Origin of the sequence: Breznakia sp. PFB1-19, assembly GCF_029893935.1 — a bacterium.
Taxonomy (GTDB): Bacteria; Bacillota_I; Bacilli_A; order Erysipelotrichales; family Erysipelotrichaceae; genus Breznakia; species Breznakia blatticola.
The window spans coordinates 95790-120859 of record NZ_JARXXJ010000001.1 but is presented as its reverse complement, the minus strand read 5'-3'; the positions used below and the strand labels follow the sequence as shown (position 1 = coordinate 120859).

At 34.6% G+C, this 25070-nt stretch carries 24 protein-coding genes; 2 read left to right on the top strand and 22 right to left on the bottom strand.

Annotated features, from left to right (window positions below; all coding sequences use genetic code 11):
• Nucleotides 1-203: 203 nt before the first annotated feature.
• The 5 genes from M2098_RS00460 to pflA all read right to left on the bottom strand — a co-directional run bounded on the left by M2098_RS00460 (nt 204) and on the right by pflA (nt 6185).
• Nucleotides 204-2447 carry a hypothetical protein gene (locus M2098_RS00460; protein WP_280680903.1) on the bottom strand — a complete coding sequence of 748 codons (2244 nt, stop codon included), beginning with the start codon at nt 2445-2447 and terminating at the stop codon, nt 204-206.
• 217 nt (nt 2448-2664) lie between these two features.
• A complete protein-coding gene (locus M2098_RS11555) occupies nt 2665-2898 on the bottom strand; it encodes a glycine radical domain-containing protein (RefSeq protein ID WP_134169972.1) in 234 nt (77 codons plus the stop codon).
• Nucleotides 2899-2924: 26 nt separating this feature from the next.
• Nucleotides 2925-4931, bottom strand: coding sequence for a formate C-acetyltransferase (gene pflB, locus M2098_RS00455; protein WP_348521530.1), 2007 nt, complete (start codon nt 4929-4931; stop codon nt 2925-2927).
• A gap of 179 nt (nt 4932-5110) precedes the next feature.
• Nucleotides 5111-5443: a thioredoxin family protein gene (locus tag M2098_RS00450; protein WP_280680905.1), complete on the bottom strand. Its 333-nt coding sequence runs from the start codon at nt 5441-5443 to the stop codon at nt 5111-5113.
• Nucleotides 5430-6185, bottom strand: a complete 756-nt coding sequence (gene pflA, locus M2098_RS00445) for a pyruvate formate-lyase-activating protein (RefSeq protein ID WP_280680907.1) — start codon at nt 6183-6185, stop codon at nt 5430-5432. The genes M2098_RS00450 and pflA overlap by 14 nt, the downstream gene beginning before the upstream one ends.
• 204 nt (nt 6186-6389) lie before the next feature.
• Here pflA and pyrR point away from each other — a divergent pair, with 204 nt between their 5' ends.
• Nucleotides 6390-6896: a bifunctional pyr operon transcriptional regulator/uracil phosphoribosyltransferase PyrR gene (gene pyrR / locus M2098_RS00440; RefSeq protein ID WP_134169980.1), complete on the top strand. Its 507-nt coding sequence runs from the start codon at nt 6390-6392 to the stop codon at nt 6894-6896.
• 8 nt (nt 6897-6904) lie between these two features.
• A complete protein-coding gene (locus M2098_RS00435; RefSeq protein ID WP_280680909.1) occupies nt 6905-7945 on the top strand; it encodes a M42 family metallopeptidase in 1041 nt (346 codons plus the stop codon).
• A gap of 34 nt (nt 7946-7979) precedes the next feature.
• Here the strand turns inward: M2098_RS00435 and M2098_RS00430 are convergent, their stop codons facing one another.
• The 17 genes from M2098_RS00430 to M2098_RS00350 form a co-directional block, all read right to left on the bottom strand.
• Nucleotides 7980-8159, bottom strand: a complete 180-nt coding sequence (locus M2098_RS00430; RefSeq protein ID WP_280680911.1) for a MarR family transcriptional regulator — start codon at nt 8157-8159, stop codon at nt 7980-7982.
• Between the two features lie 72 nt (nt 8160-8231).
• On the bottom strand, nt 8232-9041 hold the full coding sequence (locus M2098_RS00425; RefSeq protein ID WP_280680912.1) for a SagB/ThcOx family dehydrogenase: 810 nt from the start codon (nt 9039-9041) through the stop codon (nt 8232-8234).
• A gap of 281 nt (nt 9042-9322) precedes the next feature.
• Complete coding sequence (gene ptsP, locus M2098_RS00420) at nt 9323-11029, bottom strand: phosphoenolpyruvate--protein phosphotransferase (protein WP_280680913.1); 1707 nt, start codon at nt 11027-11029, stop codon at nt 9323-9325.
• 198 nt (nt 11030-11227) lie between these two features.
• Nucleotides 11228-12145, bottom strand: coding sequence for a ribokinase (gene rbsK, locus M2098_RS00415; protein ID WP_280680914.1), 918 nt, complete (start codon nt 12143-12145; stop codon nt 11228-11230).
• Nucleotides 12135-12647 carry a GNAT family N-acetyltransferase gene (locus M2098_RS00410; RefSeq protein ID WP_280680916.1) on the bottom strand — a complete coding sequence of 171 codons (513 nt, stop codon included), beginning with the start codon at nt 12645-12647 and terminating at the stop codon, nt 12135-12137. Before M2098_RS00410 ends, rbsK begins: the two co-directional genes overlap by 11 nt.
• 6 nt (nt 12648-12653) lie before the next feature.
• Nucleotides 12654-14027: a C4-dicarboxylate transporter DcuC gene (gene dcuC / locus M2098_RS00405; RefSeq protein WP_280680918.1), complete on the bottom strand. Its 1374-nt coding sequence runs from the start codon at nt 14025-14027 to the stop codon at nt 12654-12656.
• Between the two features lie 12 nt (nt 14028-14039).
• Nucleotides 14040-14966, bottom strand: a complete 927-nt coding sequence (rihC, locus tag M2098_RS00400) for a ribonucleoside hydrolase RihC (protein ID WP_280680919.1) — start codon at nt 14964-14966, stop codon at nt 14040-14042.
• A gap of 182 nt (nt 14967-15148) precedes the next feature.
• On the bottom strand, nt 15149-16153 hold the full coding sequence (locus M2098_RS00395; RefSeq protein ID WP_280680921.1) for a LacI family DNA-binding transcriptional regulator: 1005 nt from the start codon (nt 16151-16153) through the stop codon (nt 15149-15151).
• A gap of 76 nt (nt 16154-16229) precedes the next feature.
• Nucleotides 16230-16892, bottom strand: a complete 663-nt coding sequence (locus tag M2098_RS00390) for an HAD family phosphatase (protein WP_280680923.1) — start codon at nt 16890-16892, stop codon at nt 16230-16232.
• A gap of 61 nt (nt 16893-16953) precedes the next feature.
• Nucleotides 16954-17844 carry an N-acetylmuramic acid 6-phosphate etherase gene (murQ, locus tag M2098_RS00385; RefSeq protein ID WP_280680925.1) on the bottom strand — a complete coding sequence of 297 codons (891 nt, stop codon included), beginning with the start codon at nt 17842-17844 and terminating at the stop codon, nt 16954-16956.
• A gap of 31 nt (nt 17845-17875) precedes the next feature.
• The gene (locus M2098_RS00380) at nt 17876-18574 is read right to left on the bottom strand and encodes an N-acetylmannosamine-6-phosphate 2-epimerase (protein WP_280680926.1); all 699 of its coding nucleotides are present in this window, start codon (nt 18572-18574) and stop codon (nt 17876-17878) included.
• On the bottom strand, nt 18575-20167 hold the full coding sequence (locus M2098_RS00375) for a PTS system mannose/fructose/sorbose family transporter subunit IID (protein ID WP_280680927.1): 1593 nt from the start codon (nt 20165-20167) through the stop codon (nt 18575-18577).
• Between the two features lie 18 nt (nt 20168-20185).
• Nucleotides 20186-20650, bottom strand: a complete 465-nt coding sequence (locus M2098_RS00370; RefSeq protein WP_280680928.1) for a PTS sugar transporter subunit IIB — start codon at nt 20648-20650, stop codon at nt 20186-20188.
• A gap of 104 nt (nt 20651-20754) precedes the next feature.
• On the bottom strand, nt 20755-21591 hold the full coding sequence (locus M2098_RS00365) for a MurR/RpiR family transcriptional regulator (protein ID WP_280680930.1): 837 nt from the start codon (nt 21589-21591) through the stop codon (nt 20755-20757).
• 107 nt (nt 21592-21698) lie between these two features.
• Nucleotides 21699-22589, bottom strand: a complete 891-nt coding sequence (murQ, locus tag M2098_RS00360; RefSeq protein ID WP_280680925.1) for an N-acetylmuramic acid 6-phosphate etherase — start codon at nt 22587-22589, stop codon at nt 21699-21701.
• Nucleotides 22590-22597: 8 nt separating this feature from the next.
• Nucleotides 22598-23638: a MupG family TIM beta-alpha barrel fold protein gene (locus tag M2098_RS00355; protein WP_280680932.1), complete on the bottom strand. Its 1041-nt coding sequence runs from the start codon at nt 23636-23638 to the stop codon at nt 22598-22600.
• Nucleotides 23631-25070, bottom strand: a complete 1440-nt coding sequence (locus M2098_RS00350; RefSeq protein WP_280680934.1) for a PTS transporter subunit EIIC — start codon at nt 25068-25070, stop codon at nt 23631-23633. Before M2098_RS00350 ends, M2098_RS00355 begins: the two co-directional genes overlap by 8 nt.

Genomic DNA, 25070 nt, shown 5'->3' with positions numbered 1-25070 from the left:
TCAAACTTCTTGGTGTGTGTGTGAAGTCCAAAAGGATAACTCGCATTGAGTACCCTTTCACTTAATAGACTCTTTGAATAAAGAAAATCTTCACTTTTTTCGATGAATTTATAATTTTGTTTTCTTATTTCGAAATAAATTAACTCAAAATAAGTAACAATCGTGCATTTCTTGAAACGTATGGGTGCCTACTTTTTACACCTTTACTTAGTTTTTACTTGTCGTCTGCGTGATAGTAACATTCCTACAGCAACTAAACTCAATCCACCAACTAGAAGTAGTGTTGATGCTTTTGTTCTATCTCCAGCAGCAATACTTGGTAGTGTCGTTGTACTAGTTGTTGTTGTATCTTTTGATGGTAATTGAATAATTGGATCCTTTGGTTCTTCAGGATCTTTTGGATCTACTGGAATTTCAGGTTCCGTTACTTTTGGTTTCACTGGAAGCTTTGGTGTACCAATCGTATAAATACGGTCATCCTCTGCAGGATCTTTATAGTATAATTTTGCTCCTGTATCGCCATCATCTACACCACGATCTGGCGTATATAAATCTGGCTCAGGATTATCCGCATTGGTTGGATAGTATGTTAGCTTTTCCACATCTCGGTATTCTTCACGTAATACTAAAGGTACAGTAATCGTTGGTTGTTCAGCTTCTGTGTATTCGAAGATATTTCCAATCGTCCATACGATTGTTTGTCCAGTTTCTTTAGTTCCCTCAATTTCAACATTTGGAATATCGACACCTTCTGGAATGTAGTAATACTTACTAATCGTATCGCGTAAAACTGCTTGTCTACCTCCAGCAGTTAAAAATCCTTCAAATACTTTATCTGCTAAAACACCAGATGTCGAATCTTGTGCATTTGCATCTAGTTGGATGTGGTCCAATACTGGATCTGTTGCAATCTCTCTTAATTGATCATTATACAATTCATTTTCCATCATATAACCAACTGTAAGAATTCTTGAATTGGTACCATGTACACCAACATAAGTAGAATTTCCATTCTCGTCTAATTCACTTACAAGATGTTCATCTAATACATCATGACGAGGGTGTGTTGTTGTTTTAGAATTCCAGAAATTTGCGAACAGTGGTTCACCATCGTATTTAATAACCTCATCAGTTGACCCTTTAATCGCATTTGCAAGTGGTCGAACTGTAGCCATACGATTTGCAAACGCTGTTAAACCAGCTAAATTTTGATTACCTGACGGATCTGGTTTCCCATCGGATAATAAAATTACAGTAACATCTTTTTCTTCTTTTGCTTTATCTGTCCGTGCTTGAATCAAGTTATATGCTTCACTTAATCCATAAACATAATCGGTGTTTGCTGTTGTAAATAGTTTATCAACCGCATTACTTACTGTTGTAGCATCATCTGTCCAATTGACTTTCGAATCATATGGCAGAATATTTCCACTTCCATCAATATCTAATCCATAATCATATGTGCCAGATTGTTGTCTACTCACAAGATACTCTTTTTGTAAGGTCTTAGCCTTGTTTAAGAAGTTATGTAAAGTTGCATCTCTTCCAGAAAATGGCACGACAGAAATCTTGTTATCTAATCCATATGTTTCATTTTGTTTAAGTAATTCAGCAGCAAATTTCTTTACAGCCGCTTTTGCTTCTAACCAACGGTCATAGCAACCTTTTGCTTCATCTGCATGGTCCCATAACCCTTCACTTGCACCGCTACGTGTATCGGTTGTATCCCATGTACTAATGCGTTCATAAGAATCACCAACTTTTTTGAAGTGATATGCTGCATCGTTGTATGTTCCATCAACTGCAGGTTTTGTCTCTCCTTTTGATATGCGTTCTGGTTGGTTGTGCGCAAATAAGTGGTAGTGATTGACTGGTTTTGTCATATCTAATACAACCCATTTCGCTTCTACAGATGCATAATCTTCCGTATCTGTAATAGAGCCAGCTTTAAGTCGTGCTTTAATTGTAACTTCTTGATTGTTGTACACAATCATTTCTGTGTTATCCACATTTGGATAAATTTTTGTTGTATCTGGATCTATTGGAATTTCACTAGAATCAGCATCTCTTTTCTTTTGGAAATAGAAATGATCCGGATTTAAACATGGTGATGATGCAACATGTGAACCAACATAACTTTGTACCTTGTTTCCACCAGCATCAAGCTCAACCATATTTCCTTCTTGAATGTATTCCATATCCATACTACCTGAACGGTCAAGTACGAATACAACATCTTGTGATTTAGCAAATTGCGAACCATTTACTTTTAATGTTAAATCCGCTTCATAATTTGCTTCATTTGACCACACTGCACTTTTCTCTGTGATCATTGCTGTATGCTTATTTGCATTTGCTTGTACGTTGTTACTAGCAAACACAAAGACAGTGCACAATAAAACTGCTACTATTGCGCACTGCAAAAAAATCTTTTTTGTTTTGAACATAAGAGTTCCTCCTCATTAACACACTACACATTTCTTTTTTGCACTGTTTATATTATACCAATAGTTTCGACAAAAGAAATAGTGTAACACTATTTTTTTATATATTGTAAACGAATGTATAAAATAATTGCTATTTGACACTCTATGTAGTGCCTTTTTCTATAAATAGAAAAAACGCCTACTTATGTGTAGACGTCTTCTTAATATATCTTTTGAATTACATCCCTTCGTGCATTGTACGGTGGATAACATCATCTTGTTGTTCTTTTGACAACTTGTTGAAGTTTACCGCATATCCAGATACACGAATTGTTAGTTGTGGATATTTTTCTGGGTGTGCTTGTGCATCTAATAATGTTTCACGATCAAATACGTTAACATTTAAATGGTGTCCACCACTTTGTGCATATCCATCAATCATTGTTACTAAGTTTTCTGCTTTATTGTTCATTTTCGCCACTTCCTATCTATTTTTTATTAGTCTTCGTCTTTTCCTAGCGCGTCAGGTACAATTGAGAACGTGTTAGAAATTCCATCGCGTGAATATTCATATGGTAATTTTGCGACTGATTCAAGTGAAGCTACCGCACCATGTGTATCACGTCCGTGCATTGGGTTTGCCCCTGGTGCAAATGGTTCTCCAGCTTTACGTCCATCAGGCGTATTTCCTGTTTTCTTACCATATACTACGTTTGAAGTAATCGTTAAGATACTCATTGAAGGTACACCATGACGGTATGTACGGTGTTCTTTAATCATATTCATAAACGTTTTTACTAAGTCAGCTGCAATACGGTCAACACGGTCATCGTTATTTCCATATTTAGGGAAATCACCTTCGATTTCGTAGTCTACTGCAATACCATCTTCATCACGAATTGGTTTAACTTTTGCATATTTAACTGCTGATAATGAGTCAGCAACTACTGATAATCCTGCAATACCTGTTGCAAAGAAACGACGTACATCGTGATCATGTAATGACATTTCTAATGCTTCATATGAGTATTTATCGTGCATGTAGTGAATTACGTTTAATGTATTAACATAAAGTCCAGCCAACCATGACATCATTTGTTGGTATTTTTGCATTACTTCTTCATAGTCTAAGTATTCAGAAGTAATTGGTTCCATTCTTGGTGAAACTTGGATTTTTTTCTTTTCATCAACCCCACCGTTAATTGCGTAAAGTAGACATTTTGCAAGGTTTGCTCTTGCTCCAAAGAATTGCATATCTTTACCAACACGCATACAAGATACACAACATGCAATTGCATAGTCATCACCCATTTCAATGCGCATTAAGTCATCATTTTCATATTGAATTGAACTTGTTTCAATTGAGATTTTTGCACAGAAACGTTTGAAGTTATGTGGCAATCTTGTTGACCAAAGAACGGTTAAGTTTGGTTCTGGTGCTGGTCCTAAATTTACAAGTGTATGTAAGAATCTAAATGAGTTCTTTGTTACTAAAGAACGACCATCAAGTGACATCCCACCAATACTTTCTGTTACCCAAGTTGGGTCTCCAGAGAATAATTCGTTATATTCAGGAGTACGCATGAATTTAACTAAACGTAACTTCATAATGAAGTGGTCAATCATTTCTTGCGCTTCTTCTTCTGTAATTTTTCCAGCTTCTAAATCTCTTTGAATGTAGATATCTAAGAATGTAGAAGTACGTCCTAATGACATTGCAGCACCATTTTGGTCTTTAACAGCTGCTAAGTATCCAAAGTAAACTGCTTGAATCGCTTCTTGTGCAGTTACTGATGGTTGTGAAATATCGATTCCGTAAATTAATGCCATTTCTTTAAGTGCAATTAAAGCACGAATTTGTTCACTTACTTCTTCACGATCACGAATTCTTTCTTCAGTCATTGAACCAAGAAGAACTGTGTTTAACAAGTTTTGTTTGTCTTCAATTAAGAAGTCTACACCATATAGGGCAATACGGCGGTAGTCACCAATGATACGACCACGTCCGTATGCATCAGGAAGACCTGTGATGATTCCACAAGTACGTGCACGACGCATCTCTGGAGTATATGCATCAAAAACACCTTGATTGTGTGTTTTACGGTATTTTGAAAATACTTCTTTAATTTCTGGATCTAATTCATATCCATATGCTTGTAAAGCTGTTTCACTCATACGAATACCACCAAATGGTTGTAATGAACGTTTGAATGGTTTATCTGTTTGGAACCCAACGATTTTTTCTAAATCTTTGTTTAGGTATCCAGCACCATGACTTGTTAGTGAAGATACGATTTTTGTATCTGCATCTAGCACACCACCAGCAGCAGCTTCTTGTTTATTTAATTCTGTAACTTGATCCCATAATGCTTTTGTTCCATCTGTAGGATCTGCTAAGAAACTTTCGTCTCCTTCGTATTCTGTATAGTTACGTTGAATGAAATCACGAACGTTGATCTCGTCTGTCCAGTTTCCTAAATTAAAACCTTCCCAACCTTTGTACATTTGTTTACCTCACCTTCTTAAGGGGCAATTCCCTTATCATTTCGATGTTTGCAGTATAGCATAATCGTATATACTTGTCACACTTTATATAACATCCTATATATTAGCATTCCACCAAATATAATATTTTAAACTATATATAAAACTTTGTAATTTATATACCCTAATATAAGTATTATTTAGTGCATGGCTTTTGCTTTATATTCTTCCATTTTTGATTCAATATAAATCTCTAAGATTTCCTCAGGTTGGTACCCTTGTACTTTACTAATTAATTCATCTCTAAATAAAAATAGAATGGTTGGTACTTGTTGTACCTTATAGTATGTATTTATATCTTTGTTTTGTTCGCTTGCATCTACAATATATACTTGTAGATTCTCAAACTTTTTACCTACATTTTGAATAATGGGTGACATCGTTGTACAGTTTGCACAACCATCTCCACCAATTAATACCAAAGAAAATTCATTCTTTGCAAATTCATTTCTAAAATTCTCATTTGTTAGCATGTGATTTTACTCCTAAGATTTCTTTTGTTCTATCAATAACTTCTTTACTTGGTTTTTGTACACCTTCAAGAGGATATGGAATATTTAAGTTCTGATATTTTGCAATTCCCATTGTGTGGTATGGTAATACTTCAATTTTTTCAATATTACTATACCTACTTAAATATGTATGGAGTGCTTCTATATCATGTTCATCATCACTGTATCCTGGAACGAGTACATAACGAATCCATACAGACTTGTTATGATCTGCAAGATATTGCATGAAATCTTGTGGATTTTTATTTTCTTTTCCGGTTAACGCTTTATGTTTAACTGGATCAATATGTTTTACATCAAGTAAAAACAAATCCGTTACTTCCAACAATGCATCAAATTTAGCAAGTGTAGCAGCACTGTTTTTTACAAATGTAATTCCACTCGTATCAACGGCTGTATGCAATCCTTGAGCTTTTAAACGTTTCAATAATTCAGTTACAAACTCGATTTGCACTAGTGGTTCTCCACCACTTATAGTAACTCCACCTTTCTTGATGTAGTTTTTATATTTCATGATTTGATTGAATACATCATCTACGCTGTATACATCACCACCACTGCCTATTTTCCATGTATCTGGATTATGACAATACAAGCAACGCATTGGGCATCCTTGCATAAATACAACAAAGCGAATTCCTGGTCCATCTACAGTTCCAAAGCTTTCAAATGAATGAATTCTCCCTAATAATTGCTCACTCAACTACATCACCTCTTTACACATGCATTATAGCACAATAAAAAATTAGCTTAATCAATTTGCCCCTATATACTATAACGAAATTTTCTTCTTCTTATGCGAAAATCTATATAGTGTTATTGTACTTGAAATTTACAATAAAGAAAGTGCTATTTTCACAATTAGAGGTTTGCCTTTTTTGGTATTGCAATTTATACTTGATATATGATGAAACAAGTACTTGACGCAAATGGTATGCGTCGCTCACTTATACGAATCACACATGAAATTCTTGAACACAATAAAGGTGTAGATCAAATCGTTTTAGTTGGTATTGAAACACGTGGTATCGACTTAGCTAAACGAATCCAAACAAACCTTGAAACCTTCGAAAACAAAAAGGTAGAGTGTTACGGAATTAACGTCTACCCTTGGCGTGATGATGTAAAAGATGAAGCAAAACCAGAAATCAATTTACCCATCAATGATAAGAAGGTAATTCTTGTTGATGATGTACTATTTAAAGGTAGAACGGTTCGTGCCGCAATGGATGCTCTAATGGCTAATGCACGACCAAAAGAAATCCAGCTTGCTGTGCTTATCGATCGTGGACATCGAGAACTTCCCATTCGTGCAGATTATGTTGGAAAAAACATTCCAAGTTCTATCGATGAAATTATCCGCGTAAAAGTAGAAGAGCAAGATGGTAACGATGAAGTCGTTATAGAAAAATAAGGAGAATTATGAAATTTAACAAAGATTATGTCTTACGTATTGCAAAAGAATTACTGAGTATTGATAGTCCTACAGGATACACAAACAAAGCAGTCGAATACTTAGAAAACGAAGTGAATGCACTTGGATACACATATTCAAGAAATGCAAAAGGAAACTTAATTGTTTCTTTAAAAGGAAATAGTGATTATACAATTGGATTATGTGCACACACTGACACACTTGGTTTAATGGTTCGCTCTATCTCAAGTGATGGAACACTTGCACTTACCAATCTAGGAGGACCACTGATTCCAACACTTGATGCAGAATACTGTCGTATTCACACAAGAGAAGGAAACATATACACTGGTACAATTCTAACTAATGTTCCTGCAAGTCATGTATACCCTGATGCAGCAACAAAAGAACGTAAAATTGAAAACATGCTTGTTCGCATCGATGAACTTGTAAAAACAAAAGAAGACACAGAAAAACTAGGTATCCAAAACGGAGACTTTGTGGCTATTGAGCCTAAAGTTGAAATTACGAAAAGTAACTTTATTAAATCACGTTTCTTGGATGATAAAATTTCAGTTTCTATATTAATGGGAGTATTGGAAGCGATCAAAACGAATAACATAGAACTTCCATACAATATAGAAATTATTTTCTCAACATATGAAGAAGTTGGACATGGTTCAAGTAGTATTCCTAGTAATATCAATGAACTTCTTGCAGTTGATATGGGATGCATTGGTTTAGATTTAGCTTGTACAGAGTACGATGTAAGTATTTGTGCAAAAGATTCAAGTGGACCTTATGATTACAACATGACAACAAAGTTAGTGAATCTTGCTAAGGCAAATAAGCTATCATACGCAGTTGATATTTATCCTTACTATGGAAGTGATGTCAGTGCTGCATTACGTGGTGGAAACAACATCCGTGGTGCACTGATTGGACCTGGTGTTCATGCAAGCCATGGAATGGAACGTACACACTACCAAGCAGTTGAGCAAACAATGCAACTTGTGTATGCCTATATTACAGACAAAGACCTCGCATAGGTCTTTTTTCTTTGTTTAAAAGAAAAACCAACGATTATCTCGCTGGTTCCCATTTGCATCGTACTGGTGATACGATTGCTTCTTCTTTTTTTAGTTCTTTGAAAGCTTTATCGATTTCTTTACGATCAAGTCCTGACAGCTTTTCAACTTCTCCAGCACTCATAGGTTGACCATGATCTCTCATAACTTCCAATACTTTTTCTTTCGCATCCATTGTATCCACCTCTTTCTACTATCTAAACTATAGCAAAAGTACCAATAGAAATTAAAGCGAATTGACCTAAAATTATAGTCCTTGTTCTTTCACGAATGCATAGAAATCTTGTTCTGCTTTTTCATCACTTCCAATTGTACCTACAGGAGCACAATATACGACAAATTCTTCATCACCATCTAAATCTAGTAGAGTGTTACATTTTTCATTATCAAATGCCGCAATTCCACAAGTACCTAAACCAAGTGCGCTGCATGCAAGATATAAGTTTTGTCCGACATGCCCTGCATCAATCAATGCAACTCTTTGCGCTTCAGGACCATAACGCCACTCTGCACGATATGCAACAAAACTCCAATACAACATAACGTTTGCTTTACTTGCCCATACTTGCCCACATACACTTTCACTCACTACTTGTTGCATATCTTCAAGTTCTTTTAAAAATGTAAGTTGATGAGTCAGTGGCAAATACATGTACACCCCTGGTTTTAGTCCCTCACAGTTACGTACAACAATATACGTTTCAAAAGGATGACGTGCACCACCTGAGGCAACTGTACGTATTGTCGCATATGATTTCCCACGAATTTCTTTAACCCCTTGACTAGCCCACAGGGCATACGATAGTTGTGCTAAAGACATCACTTCATCTGTGTACACACGATGACTTCTTCTTTCATAAAACACCTTAGTTATATCTGAATTTACGATTTTAGCATCACTAATCTTAGGCAGGTCAATAATCAACTTAGAAACAATCGGTTTTGTAAGTGGCGGTTGTTGTAATTTCAATTCTTGATCACTTTCAAAATCAATATCTTGGTATTTCATAAATGCACGATGTGTTTTTATCATGTTTATTAGTTCTACTTTTTTCATGTTCACCTCTTTTCTAAAAGTATATCAAACTTACATTATAATCTTATGAATATTTGTTTTTTTCTTGTATTTCTTTCGATATTTAAATTCATGTTTTTACTTTTTTATGAATCTTTAGCAATATTTTATGATGTTGCATGTCACTTATTGAGTCTATGAATATGCAATGTTATGATATACATGTTTTCATACAAATCCTCTGTTAAGAAAACAAATCAATCAAAATCTCTATAAGACGCAAAAAAAGTTTCCCGATTCAGGAAACTTTTTGCGTTTTATACTTATTTATTAATTACTGATTCAACGTAAGCTTCAACTTCAGCAGCAGTTTCGAATGATAAACATTTTTCAGCTACAGCTTCCATTTCTTTCTTATCTAATGATGTAACCATTTTACGAGCACGTAAGATTGAAGTTGCTGACATAGAGAATTCATCAAGTCCAAGTCCTAGAAGAATTGCAACTGCATTTGGTTCTCCAGCCATTTCTCCACACATACCAGCCCATTTTCCTTCTTTGTGAGCTCCATCAATTGTCATTTTAATTAGACGTAAGATTGCTGGGTTGTATGGTTGGTATAAGTAACTTACTTTTTCACTCATACGGTCAGCAGCCATTGAGTATTGGATAAGGTCATTTGTTCCAATTGAGAAGAAGTCAGCGTGTTTAGCAAATTGGTCAGCAAGTACTGCAGCAGCAGGAATTTCAACCATCATACCAACTTCGATGTTGTCACTAACTTCAACACCTTCAGCAATTAATTCAGCTTTGCATTCTTCGAAGAATGCTTTTGCTTCTACGAATTCATTAACTGTCGCAATCATTGGGAACATAATACATAGTCTTCCGTAGATTGATGCACGACATAATGCACGTAATTGTGTTCTGAAGATATCTTTTCTGTCTAAGCATAGACGAATTGCACGATATCCTAAGAATGGGTTCATTTCTTCTGGGAATTCAAAGTAAGGAAGTTTTTTATCTCCCCCGATGTCTAATGTACGAACAACGACACGTTTTCCTTTCATTCCTTCAAGAACCATCTTGTAAGCGATGAATTGTTCATCTTCTGTTGGGAATTCTTGAGAGTTCATGTATAAGAACTCTGTACGGTAAAGTCCAACACCTTCTCCACCATTTTCTAATACACCTTCAACATCTTTTGGTGTCCCGATGTTTCCAGCTAATTCTACATGGTGACCATCTTTAGAAATTGATGGTTGGTCTACTAATACTTTAAGTGCCTCTTTTTCTTCTTCATGTGCAACACGTTTTGCTTCGTATTCCACTTTTTGTTCAGCTGTTGGATCTAAAATTACATCCCCTTTAATTGCATCAAGAATTACTTCTTGACCATGTTTTGCTGTTTCAAGGATTCCAGCACATCCAACAACTGCAGGAATTTCTAAACTTCTTGCCATAATTGCTGAGTGACTTGTTCTACCACCAATTTCAGTAGCAAATCCTTTTGTATACGCTTTGTTTAATTGTGCTGTATCAGATGGAGTTAAATCGTAAGCAACGATTACAACTTCTTCGTTAATTGCAGTCAAATCAGGAATTTCTACTCCTAATAAGTTAGCTTTTAAACGAACTGTAACATCTTTAATATCTGCTGCACGTTCACGCATATATGCATCTTCCATTGCTTCGAACATAGAAACATACATATTTGCTACACTATCAGCAGCATATTCTGCATTACAATTGTCAGAATTAATTTGTCCTTCAACAGCACCAATGAATTCTGGATCTTGTGCAACCATTAAGTGTGCATCAAATACTGCAAGTTCTTCTGCAGATAAGTTTTGTGAAGCTCTTTCCTTAATCGCTTCAATGTCCTTAACTGTTTTTTCAACTGCAGACTTTAATTTTGCAACTTCTTCTTCTGGGTTTGCCGTTTTTTTCTCGATTTTCATTTCTGGCATTTCAAGTTTGTATACTTTAGCAATAGCTACACCACTTGACGCCGCAATACCTTTTAACATATTACATCCTCCGAATCTCTTATTAATCTCTACTGTCAATTATAACAAACTCATAGTCAAAATCAAATAAGTTATGCATCTTTTGAAAACGGTCTCATTATTTATAAAAACATAAGAAAACAAAAAAACATAACCCTTTTGTCTTATTAATAGATTAAAAAAACTTCGTTAGTCCTATTTCGCTAACGAAGTTTTAATCTATATATTATTTAGAAATGCTTTAATTTTTTCCTGCGTAGGAATTCCTGTTTGTGCACCTAAGTGCTCTGTTGATATCGATGCTCCTGCACTTGCAAATTGAATCGCTTCCTTCAACTTGATTCCTTTTGCCAATTGCATTGCAAGAATCCCATTAAATGTATCTCCAGCACCTGTCGTGTCCACGACATTTACTGAACAGGCAGGTATCGTAACAACCATTCCATCTTCGACAAATGAAACACCTTGTCCACCTCGAGTAACGATTAGTGTTGGAGTGTGATGCATATCCCAATCAATCATCGCTTTAAAGAATTCTTCTTCACTGTCAAACTCACTTCCGTACAATTCTTCAAACTCAATTTCATTTGGTGTAATGTAATCTACATAGTCAAGTGCTTGTTTTATATCAGCATTAAATGGAGCTGGATTTAAAACCGTGATTACACCTTTCTCTTTTGCAATGCGTAATGCATATACCACTGTTGATATTGGTATTTCTAATTGCACAAGCAGTAAGTCTCCATTTGTTATAACATCAATTACTGAATCGACAAATTCTTGATCCACTAATTCGTTTGCGCCAGAAATTACAGTTATACAATTATCTTTTGGTAGTTTAAATATACTTGCAATTCCTGTAAAAAAACTATCTTCAATTTCTAAATGGCTTAAATCTACATTTTCTTCTCTTAAGTAACTTAAAATCTTTTCACCAAACGTATCATTTCCTACTTTGCCTAAAAGTGATACATTCCCACCAACGCGTGATACCGCAACAGCTTGATTGGATCCTTTTCCACCCACTAAATAGTCAATACCATTTCCAACCATTGTTTCTCCCACTTTTGGTAATCGTTCTGCATGCAAAACGATATCAAGATTTATACTTCCCAATACTACGATATTATTTGTCAATCTGTTCCCCCGCTTTCATATAGTATAGATAAAATGGACCATATGTAGTTCGTTCTTTTATCGTAAATGCTTCAATGTTCACGAAATTCATTTTCTCTAATACTTTTTGCATAGGTATATTCGTATGATTTGTACACGAATACAAATCAACATCATGGATGTTCTTTTCTTTTATGAATGAGTCTATCAATTCCCTAGACAATCCTTTACCACATGCATCTCTTTTTACGATTAATCGTTTTATAAATATTGCATCGTTAACTGCTTTTGTTTGAATGCCTTGTATTGCATTTTTAGTAAATGTTCCCATACAAACGATTTGATTTTCATCGTTTTTTAATATGTACAGTTCTTCATTTTCAATGTCGTTTACAATTGAATTTCGATTCGGATATTTTTGATTCCACTGATAAATATGATGTGTTTCCATTTCCACTTTCGCATTTTCTAAAAGCTCTGTTAGTTCTACAAGATCTTGAATTATTGCTATTTCAAACTTCATCAACTACTAATATGGAAGAATCAATATTGACAATACAACAACTAACACGATACCTACAATCGTTGGTAATGCTGTACGTTTAAGCAATTTCACTGGTGATACCCCAACCGATGACGATACAATCATCATTACCGCAGCAACTGGAGATATTGTACGTGCTAAGTTAGCAATCATTTGCATTGGTAATGCAATTAAGATTCCATCGATTCCAGCTCTAGCTGCAATTGTAGGAAGAAGTTCGACTGTTGCATAGAACATTGACAGTCCACCACCTGCTAAAACACCAAATACAGTTGTACCAGCACTAAAGATTAACGAAGTTACAATACCTGCTGCTGATGTGTTTTCAACCATACTCATTAGTGAATCAATAACACCTAAGTTTTGAATTGCTGTAGTAACTAAAACTCCACCAACAACTAGTAATACAACTTGACTGAAACCTTGTCCCATTCCTTTGAACATTTCCACAGCTGCTTCTTGTGCTAACTTAAATGATTTATGACGCATTGCTTCGATAAGCACAACAATAAAGAATGAAATAACAGTAAGAACAAAAATATCCATTTTAATTTCATTGGTAATCATGCTTGCAATACCAACTCCAACAATCATTACTAGTGGTAATAATGGTAGAAGTGCATAGAATGTTGGTACATTTACTTCATCCACTTCTTTTAAATTGGAAGTGTCTACACTAATAAATGCAGCTTCACCTTCCGTTTTGTCACAATGTTTTTGCCAAAAGTAATGTACTACAGCTAGAATAAGCAATACAGGAATAGAAATTTTCGCATGCCAAATTACATAATCTAATAAATTATAGTTTAGTACTTCAGCTGCAATAACATTGTCTGCACCTAATGGTGTAGGCATTATCGTTGCTGTCATCGCAATAACACCAGCTGCTGTCATTGATGAAATACCAATACCTTGTAATAATGGATATAAAATTGCCATTAAGATAACTGCTAAACTTGATGCACTTGGAACAACTAAAGACATTAAATTCCCTAATAAGAATACAACAGGAACAAATAATGCTTTTGATTTTATTTTACGAATTGGTTTAACTAATACATTTACAGCTTTTTGGTTTGCTCCAATGTAATTCATATATCCTGAGTATCCGAATAAAATCATTACGACAAGTCCGGCTCCACCAATTTGACTAATAATCGCGTTTTTAAATGATAAGAATATATCAAATACAACAAATCCTGTACCCTCACCTTCAGGTACAATCGCATGTCCTAAAACTGCTGCACATGCTAACAAAATTAAACCGGCAGAAATTAATACAAATGTTGGATTATAGTTTTTTACAATTAGGTACCCAACAACACCCATAACAACTAATACTAAAATTGCTTCAATCATTTCAATTTCCCTCTATTTACATCTTTCTATAGATTCCATGAACCATTTTTTAAACATGTCTGGATTTACATCCGTACATACTCTACAATTTGCTTTTTCGTTTAAATAATTTTTTTGATCAATGACACTAGCTCCAGCAGTATATGATCCTTGAAGTTCGATTCCCACAAATACATCTTCAATAGTGAACATCTCAGGTTCTAATAAATATGCAATTGCAAAACTATCATACATTTTTAAACCCGTTTGAAAACTTCCTCCACGATACTTTTTAAATAGTTGATACATCATTTGCCCAATGTCGTTCATATTTCCAATCGTTTCACTTTCATTAGGTAAAATCATTGACTTCCATGCGACATCTAACGGTGCAAGTGCAAGTGGTAGACCACTTGTAAATACAACTCTAGCTGCCTCAGGATCCACTGCCACATTAAATTCGGAAAGAACTCCTTTATTACCCCTTCCAAGTGCTCCTCCCATCATGACAATCTCCTCAACTTTATCAAGTAGTTCAGGATACATACGAATAAACATTGCAATATTCGTTAATGGACCAATTGCGACAATAGTCGTTTTTTCATTATTTTCACGAATGACATCTGCGATTGCATTCACAGCGTGTTTATCAATCAACAATGATTCATTTGGTTTTGGAAAGTCGAAGCCTTCCATTCCTGTTGCCCCATGAACATCACTTGCATCTACTGCATCTCGTAGTAGTGGTTGTTGTGCTCCTTTTGCAATTGGAATTTCTTTTTTTAAGAACGTAAGTAATTTCATTGCATTTAAAGTAACTTTATCGCAACTTACATTTCCTGCTACCGTAGTTACTAGTTTTATATCCACCTTTTCTGAAAACGCTGCAATTGCAATTGCTATGGCATCATCAATACCTGGATCTGTATCAATAATTACATTTCTCTTCTTTTCAATCATTTTCTCCTCTTTCTGATAAAGCGCTTTATCGCTGTTGCAAAAAAATATAAATATTCTTTTTTTTACTCACCTCACTTCATATCCCTACATATGATAAAGCGCTTTATCTAATCTCCAAAAATAAAAGAAATTTATTTCAATTTCTTTTTCTATTAAAAGATTATCATGTTATGTAAGCGCTGTCAAATATTTCTTACACTTTCTCCTTCGAATTTTTCTGGAGTAAGAATTCTTCTTTCAGAACTTCGTGTTTGCTTATCAAATAACAATTCAATAGCTTCACTTGCAAGTTTACTACTATCTTGAACAATTGATGACAAAGGCATCACCATTGCCTCAATGATTTTTGAGTAATCATAACCTACAATAGACACATCTTGTGGAATTGATAAATTCTTTTCTTTCATCCGTTTAATAAAACCAAGTGCCATCATATCATTAGCGATCGCTACTGCAGTTAAATCTTTGTTTGTAAGCAATGTCTTACCTGCATCATATCCTCCATCAATTCGATAATTTCCTGTTGCAACCCATGATGGTTCAATAGATATATGATGTTCTTCCATTGCTTTTTTATACCCTAACCAACGATCGTTAGCATTTTCAATATCACTAGATGCTTTAATAAATCCAATATTACGATGTCCTGCATCTAATAACATTTTTGTCGCCATATATCCCCCAAGTACATTATCATAATATACTTGTTTGCATTCAATTTCTGGAAGGTTTCTATCCATTAAGACAAACGGTACTGAAAGTTCATTTAACTTATCAATTGTTCTTTCTTTGTCCTTATATGATTCATTAGATAAAGTAATAAGCAAACCATCAACACCTATATTTACCAACTGATCAATTAACTGAAACTCATTGTCTTGTGAATCATCAGAAATTGTTAGTATCAAATAACAACCATGTTTTCGTAACAAATAGTCAATATTTTTTGCCAGTTGCGAAAAGAAATAGTTTTCAATATCTGGTATGACTAATCCAATCATATTCGTCTTTTTACTTGCAAGACCTCTTGCTGAGACATTTGGTCTATAATGATACTTTTTTGCTAAAGCCTTTATTTCTTCTTTTTTAGCCACAGATATTCTACTTGGACGATTGTTTAGAACTAATGAAACTGTAGTCTCCGAGACATTTGCCATTTTTGCTATATCTTTCAATTTAATCTTCATATATGATCCACCTTATAATACATGCATATTATAGCATACCAATAGATGTAGGAAGAACATAAGAAATGCATCAACTTTATTTAGATTCATTCATCTTTAAAATTATGCACACGGCTTCAAACATTGTATCTACAATAACATCTGCATCACTTTGGTTAATGTCAAAGTTATAATCTTTTATTGCAATAACAAACATTCCTGCTCGTTTTCCTGCTTGTATTCCATAATAAGAATCTTCAATTACTACACATTCACCTGGATTTACTTCAAAGTATTTAGCGCATGTGATGTATATTTCAGGATCAGGTTTACTGTTTTCAAACATTTCACCAGAAATTATGTAATCTAATTTCGGTATTAACCCGCAGTTTTTCAAGTTATATTTTAATGGTTCTAATCGTGATGAACTTGCAACAGCAACATGAATATTGTGGTCTCTAAGCATTTGAAACGAACTTGGTACATCCTCAAACATAATCTCTTTATAGTCTAATCGACGAACAACTTCACGAAAATCCCATAGTTTTTGTTGGAATTCTTCATATGTGTATGGTGGGTTTGCTTTATCATATATAACCCTCCACAAATCCATTTGCACACTCGAGCCAATTAGATTACGTAAATCTTGAGGATCATACGATAAACCTAATTGTTTTACAAACTTTTCATTTAATTCATTTACCAAGACTTCTGAGTTGACGATTACACCATCAAAGTCACTGAATACCGCTTTTATCATAGTTATATTATCTTCCTTCCTCATATATAAAGCAAGGTAGAGATTGCTCTCTACCTAATGTTTATTTTATATTTCGAATATGTCCTTTACTTGTTTCTAATAAAGCTTCTGCTTTAGCTACATCGCAGTTATGTAAGATCATCACTATTGCAACTTTCACTCTGTTTCCACTTGCTTCAATTGCTTGTTCAATTACTTCATCACTTGCATCTGTAACTTCTTTAATGATATTTTTTCCTCTTTGTACAAGTTTTTTATTTGATAGCTTTACATCCACCATCAGGTTTTCATAAGCTTTCCCTACTCCTACCATCGCTCCTGTTGAAATCATATTCAAGATTAGTTTTTGGGTTGTTCCTGCTTTTAAGCGTGTGGATCCTGTCAATACTTCTGGTCCAGGAACTGCTTCGATTGCCAGTTTTGCGACTGCTCCAATTTCACTATTCTTGTTGCATGCAATTGCTACTGTATGACATCCAATTTCATTTGCATATCCTAATGCTTCAATTACATATGGTGTTCTTCCGCTTGCTGCCAATCCAACAATTAAATCATTTTCATTTGCATCAATGCGTTTTAAATCTTCAACACCTTCACTTAATGAATCTTCACTTCCTTCTTTTGCTTTTACGAATGCACTATCTCCTCCAGCAATCAAACCGACAACTGTATCATATGACACACCAAATGTTGGTGGACATTCTACTGCATCAAGTACACCTAGACGTCCAGAAGTTCCTGCACCCATATAAATGATTCGTCCACCATTGCTTAATGCTTCAATTCCCCAAGTAATTGCTTGCGCAATTTCAGGAAGTACTTTTTCAATAGCTTCGGGAACTTTTTTATCTTCATCATTCATTTTCTTGGCAAATTCAAGAGGTGATAAAATATCTAAATCCATTGTATTTGGATTTCTTTGTTCCGTTGTTAATTTCGTTAAATCTATCATGCTTTCTCCTTGTCCAAAGTAGTCCTTTTTATTACTTATTAGAAAACTTTGCTACTTCATTGGAAAAACGTTTTGTCAGTATTTCTGGACGTGTAATACTTGTTCCAACAACAACTGTATACGCACCACTTTCCAATGCCAATCGTGCTTCATCAGGCGTTTCAATTTTACCTTCTGCAATGATTGGTGTATCTGTAAACTCAGAAATTTCCTTAATCAATTTCAAGTTTACAGATGTAATTTCTGAACTTTCACTAGTATATCCTGAAAGCGTTGTGGATAAAAAATCAAACCCTAGTGTATCTGCGTATTTTGCTTCTTCAAGTGTTGATATTTCTCCCATAATTAAAACTTCTGGATAATTTTCTTTAATCTTTTGTACAATACTTTCAATGTTCTCCCCATTCGGTCTAGCCCTTTTTGTTGCATCTAAAGCAATAATATCAATGCCAATATCTAAGATTTCTTTCGCACTTTCATAGGTTGGTGTAATATATACATCACAATCATCACGAAACTGTTTATTTATTCCAATCAAAGGCAAATCAACTTTTTCTTTGATTGCTAGTAAATTGTCTTTACCAGTAGCACGAATTCCAACAGCTCCACCTTCTTTTGCAGCACTAGCAAATGCTGCCATAATTGATGAACCATACATTGCCCATCCAACGCGAGCTTGACATGAAACAATCAACCCACCTTTGATTTCTTCCATTACCTGCTTTTTCATTTAGAACATCCCAATCATCTTTCCAACAATACCAAGAATAAAACTTACAATAACACAAATATACATTCCTTTTTTGTTTTTCATTAATAATTGATAGAATCCTAAAGTTATTAACAATGGAATTAGACAAGGTAAAATTGAATCTAATAACTCTTGAACGATGATTTCTTTTTCACCGAATGTCCAAACATAAGCAACTGGTGCTTTAACAAATCCAACGATCATTGCACCAACAACCATCATTCCTACAATTGTTGCTCCTTGTACAAACTTGTCAATAAGGTTTCCTTCTTTCATACGAGCAACGATGCTTGTTCCTAGAGCATATCCGTGCTTGATAAATAACCATCTTGATCCAACATTTAGTATTAAGTTTGGAACAATAAAGATGATTGGTCCAAGAATACTTCCATCTAATGCTAATCCAGCTCCAATTGCGGCAAATACAGTCATGAATGTGGCTTTAAATACAGAATCTCCAATTCCTGATAAAGGTCCCATTAATGCAGCTTTTGTTGATGAAATAGCTTCACCTGTAATTGGCTTACCTAAAGCTCTTTGTTCTTCAAGTGCAAGAGATACTCCCATTACTGCATTTCCAGTATATGGATGACAGTTAAAGAATTCATTGTGACGAGTTAATGCTTCTGTTAAATCTTCTTTATTTGGATATAGTTTTTTCAATGCTGGAATCATTGCAAATGCAAACCCTAAACTACAGTAACGTTCGTAGTTGATACTAGTCATTGAGAAGAATGAACGGAAGAATGTTGAACGTAATTCTTTTTTAGTAAGAATGTGTTCAAGTTCTTCTTGTGCACTTGAGTCACTATCATCATCTAAGTCAAATTCATCTTTTGGTTCGTTTTTCTTTTCAAAGATAAACATTGCAGCAGCAATACCAAATCCTAGTAATGACACTGGAAGAACCGCTAAGTTTACGTATGTTGCTAAGACAAATCCAATTAAGAAGAATGGCCAGTATTTTTTCATATCCATCATCTTAAGTAGCATTGCCATTCCTACTGCCGGCAAGATACCAGAAGCAACTTTCATACCATCAGTGACAATTGCTGGCAAGCTAGCAACTATGTTGTTTACAAAGTCACTACCGAAATACACCGCTAAAAATGACGGAATAAAGAATACGATAAAGAATATTGGTATCCCTGCTAAATGAGCTAATTCTACTTTTCGGATTTCTCCATTTGCTAAGTATTTATCTGCGCGGTGCATAATAATAATATTTATATTCCATGCAAACATAATCAATAATTGTGCTAGCATTCCAATTGGTAATGCTAGTGTAATCCCAACTTCTGGATTTCCTCCATTTTGAATTGCGAATACAGTTGATAGCATACCGGCAATTTGTGCATTTGGTGGTACACTCCCTCCAATTGGTAGGATTCCCATATACATAAGTTCTACACTACCACCTACAATAAGTCCGGTTTGAACATCTCCTAAAATCAAACCAATCACTGGTCCTGCAAAGATTGGACGTGAAATCATCCAATATCCATAACCATAGTTTTCAGTTATTACAATTGCAATAAAAATACTAAGTAATAACGCGCTTACTAATGACATATATTTCCCTCAATCTTTCTAAATTAATTTCATTAAATCTTCACTTGTGTCTGAAGGTGTAGTTCGTACATCAAGTGCAACACCATTTGCATCTAACTTTTTGAAGTCTTCAACCATTGCATCATCCACATAAACAGTCTTTGATAGTTGACGACGACCTTCTTTAAAGTAGATACCTCCAACATTAATTGAGTCAAATGTAACTCCATTGTTCATCATCTTTACAAGAACTCCTGGCTCTTTTACAACGATGAAGAAACGTTTGTTTTCGTTTCGTTCTAAAAATTTTACGGCTTTTTCATCATCAACAACTAAGCATTTTAAACCTGCGGGGCAAGCCATTTCTAATAATGATTTTTGAAAATCATCTTTAGACACTTCGTTATCAACGACCATTACTACGTCTACTTTATACGCAGTTGTCCAAGCAAAAGCAACTTGGCCATGAATTAATCTTTCATCAATTCTGGTAATTGTAATCATTTGGTATCCTCCATTTTCTTTTACACCTTCATCATAGACTAATGAAACTATATGTCAACAAAGCAAGCGCATAACGAAACAAAGTTTCATATAATGAAACTTTGTTAATTGGTGATTCGCGTTTTATTTACTTTCTCAATTGCTCGATCATAATCTAATTGTGATACTAATGCATATAAAATATCAACGATATACAATTGAGTAATACGTGATGCCATCGCTCCACTTCTAAACAGTGTTTCTCTACTACTCACAGCGATCGATACATCTGCAATTGAAGCTAATGTATTCGAAGTACTGCTCGTAATACATATAACATAACATCCGTTTTTTTGACACTCATTTGCAATGTCAATCATCTCTTTTGTTTCTCCACTATAGGAAAAGACCATTGCAACATGTTTCGAAGAGGAGTTTAAAGCTTGTACCCATTGTCTATCATTTAGTTGATAACAAGCAACATTTTTTCCGATTCTCATAAATTTATACGTTGCATCAAGTGCAACTACATTGGATGCACCTATACCATAAAAGTCTACTACTTGTGCTTTATGAATCCGATTAGCAGCCTCCACAAGACTATCTTCATTTAGGATTATTCTTGTTTCCTCAATAGAGTGCACATCAATATTCGTAATCTTATCAATGACTGTTTTTGGACTATCATCTCGACTTACAGTTGTTGTATCTAATACATTTAAATGTACATTCTCAAACCCCTGGAGTTCAGAAGCAATCATTATCTTAAACTGGTTAAAGCCTTTTGCACCAACTCGTTTACATAAACGAACAACTGTTGCTGTTGATGTAAATGTTTCTTTTGCAACTTCATAAATTGTCATATCAACAATTCGCTTTGGATCCTTTAAAATAAAATCTCTAATTTGTTTTTCTGCTTCTGGAAGGTTTCGATAATCTCTTAATTTTATTAGTACGCTCATGTTATACCTCATTTGTTTCACTATAGCAAAGTGCTAAAAATTAAGCAAACACAAAAAAAACTTGGTATAGAAACGATTCTCTTCTACCAAGTTTTATTTTACTGTTACTATTTAATATTTCGAATATGTCCTTTACTTGTTTCTAATAAAGCTTCTGCTTTAGCTACATCGCAGTTATGTAAGATCATCACTATTGCAACTTTCACTCTGTTTCCACTTGCTTCAATTGCTTGTTCAATTACTTCATCACTTGCATCTGTAACTTCTTTAATGATATTTTTTCCTCTTTGTACAAGTTTTTTATTTGATAGCTTTACATCCACCATCAGGTTTTCATAAGCTTTCCCTACTCCTACCATCGCTCCTGTTGAAATCATATTCAAGATTAGTTTTTGGGTTGTTCCTGCTTTTAAGCGTGTGGATCCTGTCAATACTTCTGGTCCAGGAACTGCTTCGATTGCCAGTTTTGCGACTGCTCCAATTTCACTATTCTTGTTGCATGCAATTGCTACTGTATGACATCCAATTTCATTTGCATATCCTAATGCTTCAATTACATATGGTGTTCTTCCGCTTGCTGCCAATCCAACAATTAAATCATTTTCATTTGCATCAATGCGTTTTAAATCTTCAACACCTTCACTTAATGAATCTTCACTTCCTTCTTTTGCTTTTACGAATGCACTATCTCCTCCAGCAATCAAACCGACAACTGTATCATATGACACACCAAATGTTGGTGGACATTCTACTGCATCAAGTACACCTAGACGTCCAGAAGTTCCTGCACCCATATAAATGATTCGTCCACCATTGCTTAATGCTTCAATTCCCCAAGTAATTGCTTGCGCAATTTCAGGAAGTACTTTTTCAATAGCTTCGGGAACTTTTTTATCTTCATCATTCATTTTCTTGGCAAATTCAAGAGGTGATAAAATATCTAAATCCATTGTATTTGGATTTCTTTGTTCCGTTGTTAATTTTGTTAAATCTATCATGCTTTCTCCTATTTTTCTACGAACATCAGTTTTGTTCCATGTGTAATACACTCTAATATACTAAGGTAATCTGGATGAACATTACCAATAACATTGACTCTTTCATCAGCAGTAAAATCCTTTTTTGTTATTTGAATTTCTCCACTGTATCGCAAGTAATTTTTGTTATCTATAGTAATACTTCCATATTCACGAGATGTTGTATTTACTGGTTCTATAATTGCTCCTTGACTAGCAAATTCACGACTTTCCTGAAGACGAATCAGTTTACTTGGTGAATCAATACGATTGGTAAATACTTGATTTATAAATGGCTTTAATAACTCATGAACATTCACTACAGGAATTCGAATTACTTGATCATCTAAAGTATCTGATAGGAATTGACAATCCATAGAGTTCATACCTATATCACCAACGAATACGTACTCTGCATAATAGTTCCACAAGATTTCTAATGCGGCTACATAACCATTCATATCACGATGTTTTTCTAGTGTTGGTAACCCTTCAAATATAGGTCCTCTATATTTCTCACCTGGTATAAATGCAATGCTTTTTACCTCATGTTTTACTAATGTTTCATGCATATCTTTAAGTTGTTTTACATCCAATCCTGTATCTTTACGTGGATAGAAATTATGCATTGCATATACGTGTCCTTTTGGAAGTTTTTCGATTAATTTCACATCTATCGTTGATGCATTAACTACTAACGGTACTTCATTGGCAATTGCAATTGTTTCCTCATCACTAAATCCATAGTCCAAACGAACAAGATCAATACCTAATAATTGAATTAAACTGTGCACATTTGGTAAATCAAACTTCGCTAACGTTCTTTTTGAAATGTCTGCAATAATTTTAGTATCTTGTTTTTTTAGTAATCGAAACATTTCCTTTACATCCTCAACATATGCATCATCATATTCTTCAGCTATATGTAATGATGTAAAAACCATATTACCTTGTAAGGGCAACGTTTGCAGTTGCCCTTTTTGTTCTCTAAATGTTGTTACGTAGTATGCAAAACCAATGGTCTTAAGCACGTTCTACTTCTTCCTTTGAAACAAAGAACCAAGTTACAATAAATCCACCGATGTATGCAACAATTAGTCCAATAAAGTAGTAAAGCATTCCCATTGCACCGTTACTTCCACCTGTCATTAATGGAATTGCTACCATTCCTGAAGGTCCCCATGCAGTTGCCATTACTTTGGTTAACATTACAAATGCACCACCAAATCCAGCTCCAATTCCTGCTGTAATAAATGGTTTACCCATTGGAAGAGTTACCCCATAAATTAATGGTTCACCAACTCCAAGGATACCTGCTGGTAATGCACCTACAATTACTTCACGTAGACGTTGATTATTTGCTTGTTTTGCTTTAATGTAAATTGCAATTGCCGCTCCAACTTGACCAGCTCCTGCCATTGCTAATACTGGGAATAATGTAACTCCACCTAGTTTTTCTAATTGAATTGCATAGATTGGAATTAATCCATGGTGAAGTCCTAATAGCACCATTGGTAAGAACAATGCAGATAATACAAATCCTGAGATTACTTGTACTACTGGGTTACTTGAGTTAATAAGGATGTTTAATGCACTAATCAAGAGATCTGATAAGAAACCTGCAACTGGCATAATCGCAAATACAAAGATCACTCCTGTAATTACGATTGCACAAATTGGTGTTACGATTAAATCTAAGATTTCTGGTACGACTTTACGTAATCCTTTTTCTACTTTTGCTAAAATCCAAACACCGAAGATAACTCCGATAATTCCACCTTTACCTGTTGTTAAAATTGATTCTAAAGGTACATCTACATTATACCAACCAAAGAATGTTGATAATGTAATGATTCCAGGTGCAATTGAGATTGCCCCAATCATTCCTCCTAATGCTTCTGTTGCTCCAAATTGTTTTGCAGCATTTACACCAGTGAAAATAGCAAAGTATGATAGGAAACCAGATCCTAACAATGAAAGTGTTTGTTGGATTAAGAACCATACACTTGTTTCATTAACAGTAATTACTCCTGATGTTCCAAGTTGTCCAATTAAACTTGCAATACCATTTAATAATCCAGCAGCAATAATTGCTGGAATTAGTGGAATAAAGATATTTCCAATTGTACGTAATCCTTGTTTTAATGGTGAGTCTTTTTGATTCGCTTTCAAATCCGCTTTGTTTTCTTCCCAACTTGGGTCGATTTCTCCAGCATGTACTCCCATTTCATTGATCAGAATGTCAGCAACTCTTTTTGCTTTTCCTGGTCCCAGTACAATTTGCATCGTTGCATCTTCAACAACACCCATTACACCTGATGTTGTCTTCAACTCATCTAATTGTACTTTACTCATGTCTTTAATTTTCACACGTAAACGTGTCATACAGTTTGCAGCAGTAAGAATATTTTCTTTACCACCTAACAGCTCTAATAATTTTGCTGCTAATTCTTGATTATTCAT

What these genes read in the sequence shown, in the direction of transcription:
- M2098_RS00460 (WP_280680903.1), bottom strand. Translation starts at nt 2,447, where the DNA reads ATGTTCAAAACAAAAAAGATTTTTTTGCAGTGCGCAATAGTAGCAGTT.
- M2098_RS11555 (WP_134169972.1), bottom strand. Translation starts at nt 2,898, where the DNA reads ATGAACAATAAAGCAGAAAACTTAGTAACAATGATTGATGGATATGCA.
- pflB (WP_348521530.1), bottom strand. Translation starts at nt 4,931, where the DNA reads ATGTACAAAGGTTGGGAAGGTTTTAATTTAGGAAACTGGACAGACGAG.
- M2098_RS00450 (WP_280680905.1), bottom strand. Translation starts at nt 5,443, where the DNA reads ATGCTAACAAATGAGAATTTTAGAAATGAATTTGCAAAGAATGAATTT.
- pyrR (WP_134169980.1), top strand. Translation starts at nt 6,390, where the DNA reads ATGAAACAAGTACTTGACGCAAATGGTATGCGTCGCTCACTTATACGA.
- M2098_RS00435 (WP_280680909.1), top strand. Translation starts at nt 6,905, where the DNA reads ATGAAATTTAACAAAGATTATGTCTTACGTATTGCAAAAGAATTACTG.
- M2098_RS00430 (WP_280680911.1), bottom strand. Translation starts at nt 8,159, where the DNA reads ATGGATGCGAAAGAAAAAGTATTGGAAGTTATGAGAGATCATGGTCAA.
- M2098_RS00425 (WP_280680912.1), bottom strand. Translation starts at nt 9,041, where the DNA reads ATGAAAAAAGTAGAACTAATAAACATGATAAAAACACATCGTGCATTT.
- ptsP (WP_280680913.1), bottom strand. Translation starts at nt 11,029, where the DNA reads ATGTTAAAAGGTATTGCGGCGTCAAGTGGTGTAGCTATTGCTAAAGTA.
- M2098_RS00410 (WP_280680916.1), bottom strand. Translation starts at nt 12,647, where the DNA reads ATGAAGTTTGAAATAGCAATAATTCAAGATCTTGTAGAACTAACAGAG.
- dcuC (WP_280680918.1), bottom strand. Translation starts at nt 14,027, where the DNA reads ATGATTGAAGCAATTTTAGTATTAGTTGTTATGGGTGTTGTTGGGTAC.
- rihC (WP_280680919.1), bottom strand. Translation starts at nt 14,966, where the DNA reads ATGATTGAAAAGAAGAGAAATGTAATTATTGATACAGATCCAGGTATT.
- M2098_RS00395 (WP_280680921.1), bottom strand. Translation starts at nt 16,153, where the DNA reads ATGAAGATTAAATTGAAAGATATAGCAAAAATGGCAAATGTCTCGGAG.
- M2098_RS00390 (WP_280680923.1), bottom strand. Translation starts at nt 16,892, where the DNA reads ATGATAAAAGCGGTATTCAGTGACTTTGATGGTGTAATCGTCAACTCA.
- murQ (WP_280680925.1), bottom strand. Translation starts at nt 17,844, where the DNA reads ATGATAGATTTAACGAAATTAACAACGGAACAAAGAAATCCAAATACA.
- M2098_RS00380 (WP_280680926.1), bottom strand. Translation starts at nt 18,574, where the DNA reads ATGAAAAAGCAGGTAATGGAAGAAATCAAAGGTGGGTTGATTGTTTCA.
- M2098_RS00375 (WP_280680927.1), bottom strand. Translation starts at nt 20,167, where the DNA reads ATGTCATTAGTAAGCGCGTTATTACTTAGTATTTTTATTGCAATTGTA.
- M2098_RS00370 (WP_280680928.1), bottom strand. Translation starts at nt 20,650, where the DNA reads ATGATTACAATTACCAGAATTGATGAAAGATTAATTCATGGCCAAGTT.
- M2098_RS00365 (WP_280680930.1), bottom strand. Translation starts at nt 21,591, where the DNA reads ATGAGCGTACTAATAAAATTAAGAGATTATCGAAACCTTCCAGAAGCA.
- murQ (WP_280680925.1), bottom strand. Translation starts at nt 22,589, where the DNA reads ATGATAGATTTAACAAAATTAACAACGGAACAAAGAAATCCAAATACA.
- M2098_RS00350 (WP_280680934.1), bottom strand. Translation starts at nt 25,070, where the DNA reads ATGAATAATCAAGAATTAGCAGCAAAATTATTAGAGCTGTTAGGTGGT.